Below are 15,321 nucleotides of genomic sequence, written 5' to 3'. Positions count from 1 at the left end.
ATGCAAGACCCTTCAGCCAACGTATTCGGTTTCGCCCACCTGTGGGAAAACGGCGACGCCGTCTCCCATGCCGTCGCCATTCTCCTGGCGCTGATGTCGGTCGCCAGTTGGTACCTGATCCTGGCCAAAAGCCTCGACGCCTGGCGCCTGCGCCGCGCGGCGCGCCACGTCGGCGCGTTCTGGGCGGCGCCCACCCTGGACGAAGGACTGGCCGCGCTGCGCCGGGGCGGCGATGCTTCTCCCTACGCCGAGCTGGCCGCCCAGGCCGCCCACTGCGACCTCCAGTGCAGCGAGGCGGCGGCCGGCCGGCTGGCCGCGCGCTTCAACCCCGTCGAGCAGATGGAGCGCGCGCTGCGCCAGCAGCTCTCGTGCATCCAGGCCGGCATGGAGAGCGGCCTGACCGTGCTCGCCACGACCGGCGCGACGGCGCCCTTCGTCGGACTGTTCGGCACGGTGTGGGGCATCTACCACGCGCTGGTGGCGATCGGCATCTCGGGGCAGGCGGCGCTGGAAAAAGTCGCCGGTCCGGTCGGCGAGGCGCTGATCATGACCGCCGCCGGCCTGGCCGTGGCGCTGCCGGCGGTGTTCGCCTACAACGCCTTCACCCGTGCCAACCGGGTGATCATGGCCGACCTCGACGCCTTCGCGCACGACCTGCACGCCTTCTTCACCGTGGGCAAGCCGTTCGTCGCCAACAGCGCGCAGGTGCACCCGCTGCAGCCGGCGCAATCCGCCCGGCGCGGCAAGGCGGCGGAGGTCGCCTGAGATGGCCATGGGCAGCTTCAACTCCTCCGGCGGGCAGGCGCCGATGGCCGAGATCAACACCACGCCGCTGGTCGACGTGATGCTGGTGCTGTTGATCATCTTCATCATCACCGCGCCGCTGATGACGCATTCGGTGCCGGTCGACCTGCCGCGCGCCTCCAGCACGCCGACGCCCGAGAAGCCGCTGACGCTGCCGGTGTCGATCACCGCCGACGGCGGCGTCTTCCTCAACGGCGAAAAGCTGGACGGCGACGCGCTGGAAGCGCGCTTCCGGGACGCCGTGGCGCGCGACCGCGGCGCCGAGCTGCACCTGATGGCCGACCGCGCGGTGCGCTACGAGGCGGTGGCGGAAACGATGAGCGCCGCCCGCCGCGCCGGCGTCGCCAAGATCGGCTTTGTCACGCAGCCGGCGGGGAAATAGGCGGCGGCGCGGGGGAATTACGGAGAACACGGAGAACAGCATGCTTGAAAGCGATCCTGATCAAAGCCGCCCCGATGCCGCCGCGCCCTCGGTCATTTTCGTGTTCACCCACGCCACGCTCACGCGCATGTGGGACCGGGCAGCGGCGAGGCTGGCCGGGCAGGGCGTGCGGCTGCGGGTGGTCAGCCAGATGCGCACGCAGGACTGGGAGCGCTTCGCCGGGGAGACCGCCGCGGCCGACGCCGTCTATCTCGAACTGACCCGGCATTTCCCCTCCTTCGACCGCCTGCTCGACGCGGCGCGGCAGGCCGGCCACGCGGTGCCCGCCGGCATCGAGACCGAGGCCGCCTGGGACGGCGCCATCGACCGCGACGCGCAGCTCGCCGTGGCCGCCTACCTCAAGGCCGGCACCGAGGACGACCTCGCCAACGCCGCGCTGTGGCTCCTGCATCGCGCCGGCCGCCGGCGCGAGGCGCCGGCGCCGCCCGGCGAGCCGGTGCTGGCGGGCATCTACCATCCCGATTCACCCGATTCGACATGCATCTGGCGGGACAGCGCGGCCTACCTGGCGTGGGCCGATGGCCGCCAGCCTCCGGCGGCCGGCACGCGGCCGGCCGTGGCGCTGACCTTCGATCGCGGCAGTTGGCTCAACGGCGAACTGGCGGCGGTCGACGCCGCCATCCGCTACCTGGAGGCGGCGGGGCTCGCGCCGGTGCCGATGTTCTGCGACTGGGAGACGCCGGCCGCCTTCGGCGCCCCCGAGCATCCGCTGTATCGCCTGACCCGGCAATGCGGCGACCGGCTGGCCGCGATCTGGAACGCGATCGTCATCCACCGGCGCGACGAATCCGGCCCCGGCGGGCCGTTCGCCGCGCACGACGTGCCGGTGTTCCAACTGGTGCGCCACTGGACCGCGTCGGCGGCCGAATGGCGGCTCGACGCGCAGGGACTCAATCCCATGGGCCTCGCCTTCGGCGTGGCGCGGCCGGAAATGCTCGGCTGCATCGACCCGACGGTGACGGCCTGCTCGCTGCGCACCGAGGAGGACGCCGACGACCGCCGCCGCGTCGAGCCGCTCGACGACCAGTTGGCCCGCCTGGCCGGGCGCACCCGCGCCTGGGTCCGGCTGCGCCGGACCCCCAACGCCGAAAAGCGCGTGGCGCTGATGCTGCACAACCCGCCGTGCAAGAGCCTGGAAGCGACCATCGGCAATGCTAGCGGGCTGGACGCGCTGCACAGCGCGGTCGATCTGCTGCGCCGGCTGCGCGCGGAGGGCTACACGGTCGACGGAATTCCGGCCGACGGACGCGGCCTGCTCGACCTGATCCTCGCGCGCAAGGCCATCTCCGAGTTCCGCTGGACCTCGGTCGACGAGATCGTGGCCAAGGGCGGCGTGCTGGCGGAGATCGACGAAGCCGCCTTCCGCGCCGATTTCGACCGGCTGCCCGAAGCGCTCCGGCAGGCCGTCGACGACGCCTGGGGCGTCTTCCCCGGCAAGTCGATGGTGCATCATCCCGAGGGGCCGCGGCCGACGCTGGTGGTCACCGGCCTCGCCTTCGGCAACGTCTTCGTCATGACCGATCCCAAGCGCGGCTGCTGGGGGCCGCGCTGCGACGGCGAAGTCTGCCGCATCCTGCACGACCCGGCCATCGCCCCGTCGCACCACTGGCTGGGGACCTACGCCTGGCTGCGCCGCCACGTTGACGCGCTGGTCATGATGGGCACCGACGGGCCGCTCGAATTCCTGCCCGGCAAGCGCGCCGGCCTGTCCGAGACCTGTTTCCCGAACGTTTCGCTCGGCGACCTGCCGGTGGTCTACCCCTACCTGATGTCGGTCACCGGCGAAGGCCTGATCGCCAAGCGGCGGGGCCGGGCCGTGCTGGTCGACCACCTGAGCGCGCCGGTGGCCCGCGCCGACGCGCTCGGCAACCGCTGGGACGCCATCGAGGAGGTGCACCGGCAATACCTGGCCGCGTCGCCGGGCGCGCGCCGGCAGGCCCTGCGCGAAACGCTGTGCGCCGAGATGGCCGGCCTCGGCCTGCCGCCGGCAGAGGACGATGCCGCCTTCGAGCGCGCCGTCGCGGAACTGCCGCGGCGCATCGAGGCCTTGCGCCGGCGCGTGCTGAGCGTCGGCCTGCACGTGCTCGGCCGCGCGCCGGCGGGCGCGGACGCCGACCGCTACGTTGACGAAGCCCGGCGCGGCGGCATGGACGCCGCCGGCGAGGCGGCGCTGCGCGAGGGACTGGCCGCCTGCGGCGGCGAGATCGACGCCGTGCTGCGCGCGCTGGCCGGCCGCTTCGTCGCGCCGGGGCCGAGCGGGCACCTCTCGCGCGGCCGCACCGAGGTGCTGCCGACCGGGCGCAATTTCTACGGCATCGACCTCTCCTGCATCCCCACGCCGGCGGCGCAGGAGGTCGGCGCGCGCATGGGCGGCAAGCTGCTGCGCGCCTATCTCGCCGACGAGGGCCGTTTCCCCGGGACGATCGGCATCACCCTGTGGTCGACCGACGCCTTCCAGTCCGACGGCGAGCTGGCCGCGCAGATCCTCTGGCTGATGGGCTGCGCTCCGCGCCGCGCGGCCAACGGCCGGATCACCGGCGTCGAGGCGCTGCCGCCCGAGGCGCTGACGCTGGAGGACGGCGGGCGCGTGCTGGAGCGCCCGCGCATCGACGTGGTGGTGCAGATGAGCAGCGTGGTGCGCGATCTCCTGCCCAACATCTACGCGCTGTTCGACCAGGCGGTGGCGGCCGTGACCGAGCTCGACGAACCGGACGCGCGCAACTTCATCCGCGCGCACGTCCGCGCGCGCATGGCCGAACTGCGCGGCACGCTGGCGGATCATGACGACGCGGCGCTGCGGCGGCTGGCCAGCTACCGCTGCTTCTCCAGCGGCGACGGCGGCTACGGCGGCGGCGTGGGCCTCGCGCTCGACGCTTCGGCCTGGGAGGACGACGCCGACCTCGCCGAGGCGCTGATCAACACCTCCGGCACCGCCTACGGCGCCGACGGCCGTCCGGCGGCGGCGCCCGCGGCGCGGCAGATGGGCGAGTACGCGCACCTGCTGCGGCGCATGGAAGTGTCCTACCAGCGCGCCTCGTCGCCCGAGACCGACCTGCTCTCCGGCAGTTGCTACCTCGACGTGCAGGGCGGCACCGCCGCCGCGCGGCGCGGCCTGGGCGGCGGCGGCATGCGCCTGTACTGGGGTGACACGCAGACCGACGCCGAGGGCGAGGTGCGCGCGCTGGCGGACGAAGTCGCGCAGGGGCTGGCCGTCACGCTGCTCAATCCGGAATGGCTGGCGACGGCGCGGGCGCAGGGTTATGCCGGCGCCAGCGGCGTGAGCAACCGGGTCAACGGGCTGTTCGGCTGGTCGGCCACGGCGCGGGTGGTCGAGCGGGCGCAGTTCGACGCGGTGCACGACCGGCTGGTGGCCGACGCCGCCAACCGCGAGTGGCTGCGCCAGACCAACCCCCACGCCTTCGAAGAAATCGTGCGCCGCCTGCTGGAAGCCGACGCGCGCGGCCTGTGGGCGGCCGACGCCCGCCGCCGCGACGAACTGCAGGCGGCGGTGCTCGAAATCGAAGGCGACCTCGAGGACGCCATGGGCGAATCCGGCATCGGCGAACACCAGGGTGGCGCGGTCGACATCCGCACGCGCGACGCGGTGAAGGAATGGCGGTACGCCTTCACCGTCAAATGACGGCAAGGATTAACCACGGAGCATGGAGAAAAGCAAAAAATTAACCACAACGAGCACAACGGACACAACGAAAAAACAAGATTTTGTCTTTCGTCGTGCCCGTTGTGCCCGTTGTGGTTAAAACGCTTTTTTTAAAACGCTGAGATTTTTGCAAGGGAGCCAATCATGGCAGCAGTACAGCACACCATCGTCGTGATCGACGCCACCGCCGCGCATCTGCCGGTGCTGGGGCGCGCTGTGGCGGCGCTGCCGGCGGCGGAGGCGGCCTGCATCCGGGTGGTCGCGGCGGGCAAGGACGATCTGTTCGACGAGAAACGCATCGCGGCGATGGCCGAAACGGTGCGCGCGGCCTCGGCGCTGATCATGCTGCCGCACGGCGGAGAACGCTCGATTCCCGGTGCCGCGGCGCTGGCCGCGGCAGCGGCCGGGCGGCTGGTGCACGTGCAGGCCGGCGGCATGTCGTCGGAAGACGTGGAGATGGCCAGCGCGCACGGCAGCGATTTCGGCGCGCCGGCCTACGCCGTCCGCCACGCCTATCTGCGCGAGGGCGGCGTGAACAACTGGCGCGGCCTGCTGCTGACCGTGGCGCGCGAGCTCGGCGCCGACCTGCCCGAGCCGCCGCCCGCCGAAAAGCTGCCCAACGAAGGCATCTACCACCCGCAATGGCGCGGCGGCCTGCTCGACCGCGACGGCTACCTCGACTGGGCGCGCGGCCGCGCGGCGCCCGGCGCGCCGGTGATCGGCCTGTGGTTCGGCCAGTATTCCTGGCAGAACGGCGACCTGGCGGTGTTCGACGCGCTGATCGCCGAGATCGAGGCGCAGGGCGGCGTGCCGCTGGCGGTGTTCCACCTGCGCTTCCGCGACGCCGAGATCGGCAACATGAGCGTCGCGCAGGTCGCCGAGACCTTTTTCAGGCGCGACGGCGGCACGCTGATCGAGGCGCTGCTCTCGCCGATGAGCTTTTCGCTGAACATGGCCGGGCCGGGCTCGGACGACGTCCTGCCCGCGCTCGACGTGCCCATGCTGCAGGTGATCCTGACCTACAACCCGCGCGCCGAATGGGAGGAGACGGTACAGGGCGTGTCGCCGATGGACGTGTCGGTGAACATCGCGCAGCCGGAGTTCGACGGCGCGATCGTCGGCACCGTGGCCGGCACGCGCGACGACGCCGGCATCGACCCGGCCACCGGCGCGCGCCTGCTGATGCGCCTGCCGGTGCCGGAACGCTGCCGCCACGTGGTGCGCTGGGCGCTGAACTGGGCGCGGCTGCGCCGCACGCCGCCGGCCGAGCGCAAGGTGGCGATCATCTTCCACCAGTACCCGCCGCGCAACGACCGGCTCGGCTGCGCGTCCGGGCTCGATTCGTTCGAAAGCGTGCAGGCCATCCTCGAACGCATGCGCGCGGACGGCTATCGCGTCGACCGGCGGTTCGAGAGCGGCGAGGCGATGGCCTTCGAGATGCTCGACCGGTTGACCAGCGACCGGCGCTACCTGGCGCCGGAACAGATGGCCGCCCGCGCCGCTGCCGCCATCGACACGCCGACGGCGCTGCGCTGGCACGCCGAGCGCAGCGAAAGGATGCGGCGCGAGATGGACGAGAAGTGGGGGCCGGCACCGGGCGTCACCTTCTGCCACGACGGCAGGCTGCTGATCGGCGGCATGGTCATCGGCAACGTCTTCCTCGGCGTGCAGCCGCCGCGCGCGCGCATGGAGGAGGCCGACGAACCGTCGCTGCAGCCCGACGGGCAGGCCATCCACGATCCCTATCTGCCGGCCACGCACCACTACCTCGGCTACTACCGCTGGCTGCGCGAGGACTTCGGCGCGCACGCCGTGATCCACGTCGGCACGCACGGCTCGCTCGAATGGCTGCCGGGCAAGAGCGCCGGCCTGTCGCGCGAGTGCTACCCGGACGCGGCGATCGCCGACATCCCGCACCTCTACCCGTACATCGTCAACAATCCGGGCGAGGGCACGCAGGCCAAGCGGCGCTCGTACTGCGTCATCCTCGACCACATGATTCCGCCGCAGACCAACGCCGGCAAGACCGACGCCTTCCGGCAGATCGAGGACCTGCTGGAGGCCGCCTACCACGCGCGCCAGGAAGCGCCGAGCAAGATCACGCTGATCCTGGAAAAGGTGTGGAACCTCGCCGTCGAGGCGCATCTCGACGCCGACGTCGGCGTGCCGCGCGAAGAGGCGGAGGCCGATCCGTTCGCCTTCTTCGGCAAGCTGCACGGCTACCTGGAGACGGTCGACGTCAGCTCGATCAACGACGGGCTGCACACGCTGGGGCAGGTGCCGCCGGAAGAGCGCTTCAACGAGACGATGGTGCATCTCACGCGCCTGCCGGTCGGCGACGTGCCTTCCTTGTGGGACGCCGTCGCCGCCGCGCGCGGCTTCGACGGCGAGGACCTGCGCGATCATCCCGGCGAACTCGTCGAGGCTCTGGGCAAGACCAAGGGCCAGCTCCTGTCCACCATCCTGGCCGACCTGCGCGCCGCCTTCGACGCGCTCGACGCGGCGGGCTGGGACGACGCGGCGATCATGGTCGAGACGCGCACGCGCTTCGCCGGTTCGGCGCGCGTCGCCGACGGACTGCGCTTCGTGCGCGACGTGGTGCGCCCGAAGCTGCGCGGGATCACCGACGAAGTCGACTACACGCTGGTCGGCCTGGCCGGCCGCTTCGTGCCGCCGGGCAGCTCGGGCAGCCCGACACGCGGGCGCCTCGACGTGATGCCCACCGGGCGCAATTTCTTCTCGGTCGATCCGTTCAAGATTCCGACGCCGGAAGCCTGGGAAGTCGGCGTGCGCCAGGCCGACGCCCTGATCGAACGCTACCGCCGGGACGAGGGCAAGGTGCCGCGCCAGATCGGCATGGTGCTGTGGGGCACGCCGACCATGAGCACGCGCGGCGACGACATGGCGCAGATCCTCTACCTGATGGGCGTGCGCCCGGTGTGGAACCGGCACAACGGACAGGTCACCGGCGTCGAGGTCATCCCGCTGGACGAGCGCGACTACCCGCGCATCGACGTCACGGTGCGCAGCTCGGGCTTCTTCCGCGACGCCTTCCCCAACCTGATGGAAATGATCGATGGCGCCGCGCGCATGGTCGCCGCGCTCGACGAACCGCCCGAGATGAACGTGCTGGCGCACAACGTCGCCATCGACCGCGAGGCGCTGCTCAAGGCCGGCCTGTCGCCGGAAGAGGCCGAGAAGCGCGCCGCCTTCCGCGTCTTCTCCGACAAGCCCGGCACCTACGGCGCGGGCGTCGCGGACCTGCTCGACAGCGGCAAGTGGGAGGAGGTCGCCGACCTCGGCGAGATCTACATCGCCTGGGGCGGCTACGCCTACGGCCAGGGCGTCTACGGCGACGCGCGCCAGGACGACTTCCGGCGCCGCCTGGGCCGGCTGGATCTCACGGTCAAGAACGAGTTGACGCGCGAGTACGACATCTTCAGTTGCGTCGACTTCAACAACTACCATGGCGGCATGAACGCGGCGGTGAAGACGGCGAGCGGCAAGTACGTGCCGAGCTACTCGGGCGACTCGTCCGACCCGCGCAAGCCGCGCATCCGCTCGACCGACGAGGAGGGGCGCTTCATCTTCCGCACGCGCGTGCTCAACCCGAAGTGGATCGAGGGCATGAAGCGGCACGGCTACAAGGGCGCCGGCGACATGTCGCGCCTGGTCGACATCTGCTACCACTGGGACGCCTCGTCCGGCATCCTGGAGGACTGGCAGTACAAGGAACTGGCCAAGACCTACGCGCTCGACCCGGAGATGCAGCGCTTCTTCCGGCAGCACAACCCGTATGCCTTGCAGAACATCGCCGAACGCCTGCTCGAAGCGATCGCCCGCGGCCTGTGGGAAAATCCCGGCGACGACAAGGACGCGCTGGAGGCGCTGCTGCTCGAAGCCGAGGGGGATATCGAGGATTCGCTGGCGGAGGGGATGAGCGGGTGAATATTTCTGCTGGCCGGGGCTGGCGGCGCGGGACTAGGAACTCGGCGCTAGATGAAGACCGGGAGTGCGTATCTACCGGCCGAACAGTTACGAAATCGCATTTGTTGACCGTCGAATCGCACCGTAGTGAGTGACTTTTTCCGACTCAGTGCTGTCCGTCGTTTCGATAGTTCAACGGCAGGTTTCTGAGTAGAACTGTCGCCCAAAGAGACTACTCGCGGACAGTAACTCGGCCTGAACAGCAGATGGTTTACCATGTTGGCAGCTTCCGCTGTCGGCCACAGCCTACCATTGACCTATTGGGTGACTACATCGGCACAGAACGTAAACCGGAAGTTCGCTCCCTGAAGAAGAAAATGTGCTTGGTGTGGAAGATGCCTTGCAGCGCTGCCGTGCTGCATTATCAACTATTGTCTTGACGAACCACTATAGTCGGCGCTGACGAGGCTCTATCACCTGCTCGCATTGGCAGACTGAAGTTATGTCCATCGAAACTATTGACGGCAGCCAACGCGCTAAATATCCTGCACTTATATTGAGTACTGCTATTGATTGATCGTTGTATAGAGAGAAGTTAGATAGGTAATTCCATCTCGGTGGAAATAAGTAGTTCAAATTAGATAGAAGCCATTTCGGTGGCGTAAGTAATAAACGTGTTTTGAAACCCGCTTAGGGCCATGATCACGCTACGTATAGAAGTCATGCAAAGGAGAAGCGCCGTGAAAAAAGAACATCAGCAGCATGCTGCGCAATGTCGCCATGCCAAAGCCATTGAAGCCAAGCGGATTTACTTCCAAGAGCTTTCCGCGCATTTCGCGACTTACCGCCCAACTCTGCCACTTAAATCACGCCTGACCGCTTACGCCTCATCTCGGCGAAGGGCAGTGCTTGATTACGCATCCCGTATCGGTTTCAAGGAATCCACGTTGTATACCTGGTTGCGCGAGTGGAAAGCACAAGCCTGCGTAGTCTGTTAAGACTGCTATCGCTAAATCTATTAATCGGTTCGTAACCATCGCACTGTCTCTGCTCGTCCATTCAAGGAAAAATATGGAAAACAAACTGTGTCGAATTGCCGTTTTTTACGATGGCACCTATTTCTTCAAGGTCAGCAACTACTACCTATATCAGCATGAGCGCAAAGCGCGTTTGTCTTTCAGAGGGTTGCACGAATTCATAGTGTCCGAAGTAGCGAAGAGCGAAGGCATGGATGCGCGCCATTGTCAGATCGTTGATGCCGCATATTTCCGTGGTCGGCTTTCCGCGCAACAAGCACAGGATCAGGACAAGCTGTACTCAGATCGGGTTTTCGAAGATGTCCTGATGCGAGCCAACGTTACGCTGTTTCAGCGACACCTTAAAACAAACAAAGACGGCGGCTTTGAGGAAAAAGGCATTGATGTCTGGTTGGCCCTGGAGGCCTATGAGATGGCGAGCTTGAAGAAATATGATGTTTGTGTCCTTGTTACCGGAGATGGAGATTTTGTTCCCCTCGTCAACAAGCTTAATACGCTCGGGTCGCGCGTGATGCTTGTTGCATGGGATTTCAGCTATGAAAGAGACGGTCGCACATACCTCACTCACGCTGCCACCGAACTGATCGACCGCGTTAACTATCCGATCATGATGGATACGGAAATTGACGCTAGAGAGCGGCGTAAAGACCCTCTTATTGATGGTTTATTCATGGAAAAAAGCACAGTTACTGCCACCCTGGATCGATTGTCACAAAATGCGACAACTATGAGAAGAGAGGAAAGAAACGGGGAGATCGTAAATTTCTTTCCTGAAAAGGGATTTGGTTTTATTAAACCAGCTAGTGGTGGCGAGAATCTTTTCTTTCATATTAGCGATCTGGACAACATTGATCAGAAAGAAGTTTGTGGCGGTTTGAAAGTTGTCTTCCTGACAGGTCGCAATGACAAAGGCCCAGCTGCTCACAACGTACGCAAAGACACCGTCTAGTGAATCATTGGCAAAGCCTATTCTGGCAAGGCGGATGCCCGTACCCAAAGCGTTTCAATACCGCAAGAAAGGGGCAATGAAATGATCTGGCTCTTTATCATTTTTGGTAGCCTGTTTGTTGGCATTTTCGGCTTGGGTGCCCTGACAGTTTGGGCGTCTGTTTTGATGTTAGCAGTCAAGGCGTCGATCGTTATTATTGCTGCTCTCACCATCCTTCTGATCGTCTCAACGGTTAGGCGGCGATAGTGAAACGGTATTATGAAGCAGTAATTCATCGGCCCGTGAAATGAAGTTCCGAAGCGCATCTGGCTGATGAATTTTTCAAACAACCTCGTCTTGGAGCGGGTTGGGTCACCTAGGCAGCAACTACGGCATGCCCGTTTTAAGGTTGTTGCTACCGCTCTCTGTCGGAAAACCAACGTCGGCAACGGGTCGATTACCATCGGTCAGATTTCACAATTTGATGGTCCCTTTTTGTCGAGGTACTCCCGTAGGCTGTCCAGCAGTTTTCTGAGCGAAGCAATCTCTCCAACAGTTGCTTTACCAAAACGACGAACGGTAATTCCTGGCCGATTCTTTACCCGATAAGTCATTGTTCAAGGTGATTGTCTTGCTCAGTTGCGACAAGACGGAGCGGTAAGCTCTCTGGCAATCCCGCAACCGGTATTGGTTTTATCTGCATTCGCTTTCCACACAAACGCCTTCAATAACCAAACCAGACGAAATCGTTCTTGAGAAAGGCGTCGAGTTCGTTCTCGACGGGCCTCAGGCCACGGGTGTACCACGGACCTCTGTCCTTATTCTTGTCCGTGCTGCCCGATGCCTCTCCAGCTTGGCGGCCATGCAGCGCCGCGCTGGCGCGGGCCGGGCGAGGATGGGCGGTTGTCCCCGTTACGGGGTGGATGGCGTGGTCATGGCTCATGGTGCTCTCCTGATTGATTGGCGTCGGGGTCCAATTTAATTTCGGGGAGAGTCGCGATCAAACGATCATTTATAATCGGGCCGATTAGAAAAACTTAACCGCTTTGCGCTATTTCGGGAGTGGCAATGGCTTATCGTTTTCCTCCCTTGTCGACCTTCCTCGTCTTCGAGGCAGCCGCCCGCCATCTCAGCTTCCGCCGGGCCGCGGAGGAACTGCACGTGACGCCGTCGGCGGTCAGTCAGCAGATCAAGAGCCTCGAATCCTACCTGGGCGTCATGCTCTTCGAGCGGCTTCCGGGCGGCCTGCAACTGACCCAGCAGGGCGTGTCCCTGATCGCGGGCGTGCGCGAGGGGCTCGAATGCTTCGCCACGGGGATCGAACAGATCCGGCAGGTCAAGTCCCGGACGCTCACCATCTCGGCGCCGCCCAACTTCGCGACGCGCTGGCTGGCGCACCGGGTGGCCGCGTATTCGGCGGGATTTCCCGACGTGGCGATCCGCGTCATCAGCGATCCGGATCTCATCGACGGCCCGCTTACCCTGACGCGCCTGGCACAGCAACCGGTCGATCCGCGCCAGGGCGCCGACACGATCTCGATCTGCTTCGGCGCCGGCAATTATCCGGGCCACAAGGTCGAGCGGCTGCTGACGCCGCACTACGTCCTGGCGTGCAGTCCCGCGCTGCTCGATGCGGACCCGCCGCTGCGCACGCTGAAGGATCTGCGCCGGCAGGTGTTCATCCACGACGAGGCGCTGCCCGACGAGGACAAGCGGCCGAGCTGGCGCGAGTGGCTGCAGAAGGCCGGCGTCAAGGGCGTCAATCCCGACAACGGTCCGCGCTACTCGAATTCGGTGCTGGTGCACGAGGCCGTGCTGGCCGGGCAGGGCCTGGCCCTGCTGGTCGACACCAACGCCGAGGCCGACGTGCGCGCCGGCAGGCTGGCCGTGCCTTTTCCGATCACGCTGCCGGCGGCGTATTCCTACTACCTCGTCTTCCATGAGCGGGACATGGAGAAGCCGGAGGTCAAGGCCTTCCGGGACTGGATTCTCGCCGAGATCCAGTCCTGATGCCGGGATCGAAGCCGTCCGCCGGGGAACTTCCCGGCTTTCGCCGCCGCCTACAAAGTACAGTTGCCCGACGGGCAGGACATCGCATTTTTTTCAGGAGGCCTCAATGGAAGGGAAACGACCCGTCGTGGTCATCGTCGGCGCCGGCTTCGGCGGGCTGGCGGCAACCACGGCGCTGGCCGGCGAGCCGGTCGACATCGTGCTGGTCGATCAGCGCAATCACCACCTGTTCCAGCCGCTGCTCTATCAGGTGGCGACGGCCTGGCTGTCGCCCGCCGACATCGCCGCGCCGATCCGCGGCATCTTTTCCACGCGGAAAAACGTCTCCGTCGTGCTGGGCAGCGTGGTCGGCGCGGACCCGGCGCGCAAGACGGTGAGCATCGATTACGGCGGCCGCCGGGGCGAACTGCCGTACGACTTCCTCGTCCTGGCGACCGGGGCCGGGCACGACTACTTCGGCAACGATGCGTGGGAGGCCTTCGCGCCCGGCCTGAAAACCGTCGAGGACGCCCTGTCCATCCGCGAGCGCCTGCTGATGGCCTTCGAGATGGCCGAGATGTTGACGGACCCCGCCGAGCGCGATGCGAAGCTGACCATAGTCATCGTCGGCGGCGGCGCGACCGGCGTCGAAATGGCCGGGTCGATCGCCGAACTCGCCAGGGCGGCGCTGGTGCGGGATTTCCGCCGCATCGATCCGCGCCACGCGCGCGTGTTCCTGATCGAGGCCGGGCCGCGCGTGCTGCCGGCGTTTCCGGAGAAGCTGTCGGCGGCGGCCAAGGCCTCGCTGGAAGGGCTCGGCGTCACCGTGCGGACCGATACGCGGGTCACGGGCTGCGACGCGGGCGGCGTCATGCTCGGCGACGAGCGCATCGCCGCGGCGACGGTCATCTGGGCCGCGGGCGTCAAGGCCTCGGGCGCCGCCGCGTGGCTCGGCGCCAAGGCGGACCGGGCCGGGCGCGTGGAAGTGGCGCCGGACTTCGGCGTGCCGGGCTGCGCGGGCGTCTTCGCCATCGGCGACACGGCAACGTTGACCGACAGCGCCGGCCGGCGCATTCCCGGCGTCGCGCCGGCGGCCAAGCAGGCCGGGCACTACGTCGGGCGGGTGATCCGCGCGGCCTTGCGCGGCGAAAGCGCGCCGCCGCCGTTCCGCTACCGCGATCCGGGCAACATGGCGACCATCGGGCGCCGGGCGGGCATCGCGGATTTCGGCTGGATTTCTCTGCGCGGCCCCATCGCGTGGTGGCTGTGGGGCATCGTGCACATCTACTTCCTCATCGACTTTCGCAGCCGGATCACCGTGTCGATCAACTGGCTGTGGTCGTTCCTGACCTACAAGCGCGGCGCGCGGCTGATCACCCGGACCGGGCGCTGAGCTGGAGCGCCGCATTGCGGCCCGGCATCGTTCCTGGCGATGCGGGACTCTTGCTGCCCGTTGCGACGCGCTTGAAATGGCGATCCGGCGGCGTCTAGAATGCGGCATCGACCGAGTGGCAACTAGGGTTCCGGGCGATCCGCCGCAGGACCGAGCGTTGTAGAAACCGCGGGATTTCCGCGGCTGCACCCAAGGGACAAAAACCCAGGGGAGGAGACGTCGAGATCAACCACGCCGATGGGCGCACAAGGGGGTCTCAATGACGCTTGCCTCGCTGTTTCTGGTCGTTCTCGCATCCTTCATCCATGCAAGCTGGAACCTGCTTGCGAAACGGGCCGCTCCGGCCGGTCCGGTCTTCGTCTTCGCCTGCACCCTGATCAGCGGCGTGGCCTATGCGCCCTGGGTGCTGTATCTGTTCGGACAGGGAAGCATCGCGTGGACAGGGGCGGGCGTCGGCTTCGTCGTGCTCAGCGGGCTGATTCATCTGGGCTACAGCCTGTGCCTGCAACGCGGCTATCAGGTGGCCGATCTGTCGGTCGTCTATCCGGTCGCGCGAGGCACCGGCCCGATGCTTTCGAGCATCGGCGCATTCCTGATCCTCGGCGAAACGCCGACGGGAACCGGGCTGCTCGGGCTGGCGCTGGTCGTTGCCGGTATCCTGCTGATCGCCACGCAAGGGAAGCTGGCCGAGTTCGCCCGCCCGAGCGGGCAGGCCGGGGTCCGTTGGGGCACCGCGACAGGCGGGCTGATCGCCTCCTATACGGTCGTGGACGCCTATGCGGTGAAGACGCTCGGGATTGCGCCGGTGGTGCTGGACTGGTTCTCGAACCTGCTGCGGTTCTTTCTGCTTCTGCCGCTGTTCCTCGCCAATCCCCGCCGCGCCATCGGGGCGATGCGCGGGCATTGGTGGACGGCTCTCGGTGTGGGGCTGCTGTCGCCGCTGTCCTATATCCTCGTGCTGGCGGCCTTGACGCTTGGCGCGCCGCTGAGCCTCGTGGCTCCGATGCGCGAGATGTCGATGATGGTCGGCGCGCTGATGGGAATGCTGATCCTGCGCGAGAAGGTCGGGCCGTGGCGGCTGGCAGGATGCGCCGTGCTGATTACGGGAGTCGTGCTGCTGTCATCTTCCTGACCGGCCTC

Annotated in this window: 10 protein-coding genes; 9 read left to right on the top strand and 1 reads right to left on the bottom strand. The window is 66.4% G+C overall.

All coding sequences use genetic code 11. The features are described from left to right. The 6 genes from QM701_RS03420 (at window position 1) to QM701_RS03395 (ending at window position 10,820) form a co-directional block, all read left to right on the top strand. Window positions 1-765, top strand: coding sequence for a MotA/TolQ/ExbB proton channel family protein (locus QM701_RS03420; RefSeq protein WP_415165691.1), 765 nt, complete (start codon window positions 1-3; stop codon window positions 763-765). 1 nt (window position 766) lies between these two features. After that, window positions 767-1,186, top strand: coding sequence for an ExbD/TolR family protein (locus QM701_RS03415; RefSeq protein ID WP_415165690.1), 420 nt, complete (start codon window positions 767-769; stop codon window positions 1,184-1,186). Window positions 1,187-1,226: 40 nt separating this feature from the next. Continuing rightward, on the top strand, window positions 1,227-4,886 hold the full coding sequence (locus QM701_RS03410; RefSeq protein ID WP_415165689.1) for a cobaltochelatase subunit CobN: 3,660 nt from the start codon (window positions 1,227-1,229) through the stop codon (window positions 4,884-4,886). 165 nt (window positions 4,887-5,051) lie between these two features. Beyond that, complete coding sequence (gene cobN / locus QM701_RS03405; protein ID WP_415165688.1) at window positions 5,052-8,855, top strand: cobaltochelatase subunit CobN; 3,804 nt, start codon at window positions 5,052-5,054, stop codon at window positions 8,853-8,855. 719 nt (window positions 8,856-9,574) lie between these two features. Then, window positions 9,575-9,832: a hypothetical protein gene (locus QM701_RS03400; protein ID WP_415165687.1), complete on the top strand. Its 258-nt coding sequence runs from the start codon at window positions 9,575-9,577 to the stop codon at window positions 9,830-9,832. A gap of 73 nt (window positions 9,833-9,905) precedes the next feature. After that, window positions 9,906-10,820, top strand: a complete 915-nt coding sequence (locus QM701_RS03395; protein WP_415165686.1) for an NYN domain-containing protein — start codon at window positions 9,906-9,908, stop codon at window positions 10,818-10,820. 703 nt (window positions 10,821-11,523) lie between these two features. Here QM701_RS03395 and QM701_RS03390 read toward each other — a convergent pair. Next, window positions 11,524-11,742 carry a hypothetical protein gene (locus QM701_RS03390; protein ID WP_415165685.1) on the bottom strand — a complete coding sequence of 73 codons (219 nt, stop codon included), beginning with the start codon at window positions 11,740-11,742 and terminating at the stop codon, window positions 11,524-11,526. A gap of 125 nt (window positions 11,743-11,867) precedes the next feature. Here QM701_RS03390 and QM701_RS03385 point away from each other — a divergent pair, with 125 nt between their 5' ends. The 3 genes from QM701_RS03385 to QM701_RS03375 all read left to right on the top strand — a co-directional run bounded on the left by QM701_RS03385 (window position 11,868) and on the right by QM701_RS03375 (window position 15,313). After that, window positions 11,868-12,809, top strand: coding sequence for a LysR substrate-binding domain-containing protein (locus tag QM701_RS03385; RefSeq protein WP_415165684.1), 942 nt, complete (start codon window positions 11,868-11,870; stop codon window positions 12,807-12,809). Window positions 12,810-12,915: 106 nt separating this feature from the next. Continuing rightward, window positions 12,916-14,181, top strand: coding sequence for an NAD(P)/FAD-dependent oxidoreductase (locus QM701_RS03380; protein WP_415165683.1), 1,266 nt, complete (start codon window positions 12,916-12,918; stop codon window positions 14,179-14,181). Between the two features lie 259 nt (window positions 14,182-14,440). Then, window positions 14,441-15,313, top strand: a complete 873-nt coding sequence (locus tag QM701_RS03375) for an EamA family transporter (RefSeq protein ID WP_415165682.1) — start codon at window positions 14,441-14,443, stop codon at window positions 15,311-15,313. The last annotated feature ends 8 nt before the right edge of the window (window positions 15,314-15,321 follow it).

This window comes from Propionivibrio sp., assembly GCF_047602565.1.
Classification (GTDB): domain Bacteria; phylum Pseudomonadota; class Gammaproteobacteria; order Burkholderiales; family Rhodocyclaceae; genus Propionivibrio.
This window is presented reverse-complemented; position numbering and strand designations above follow the sequence as displayed.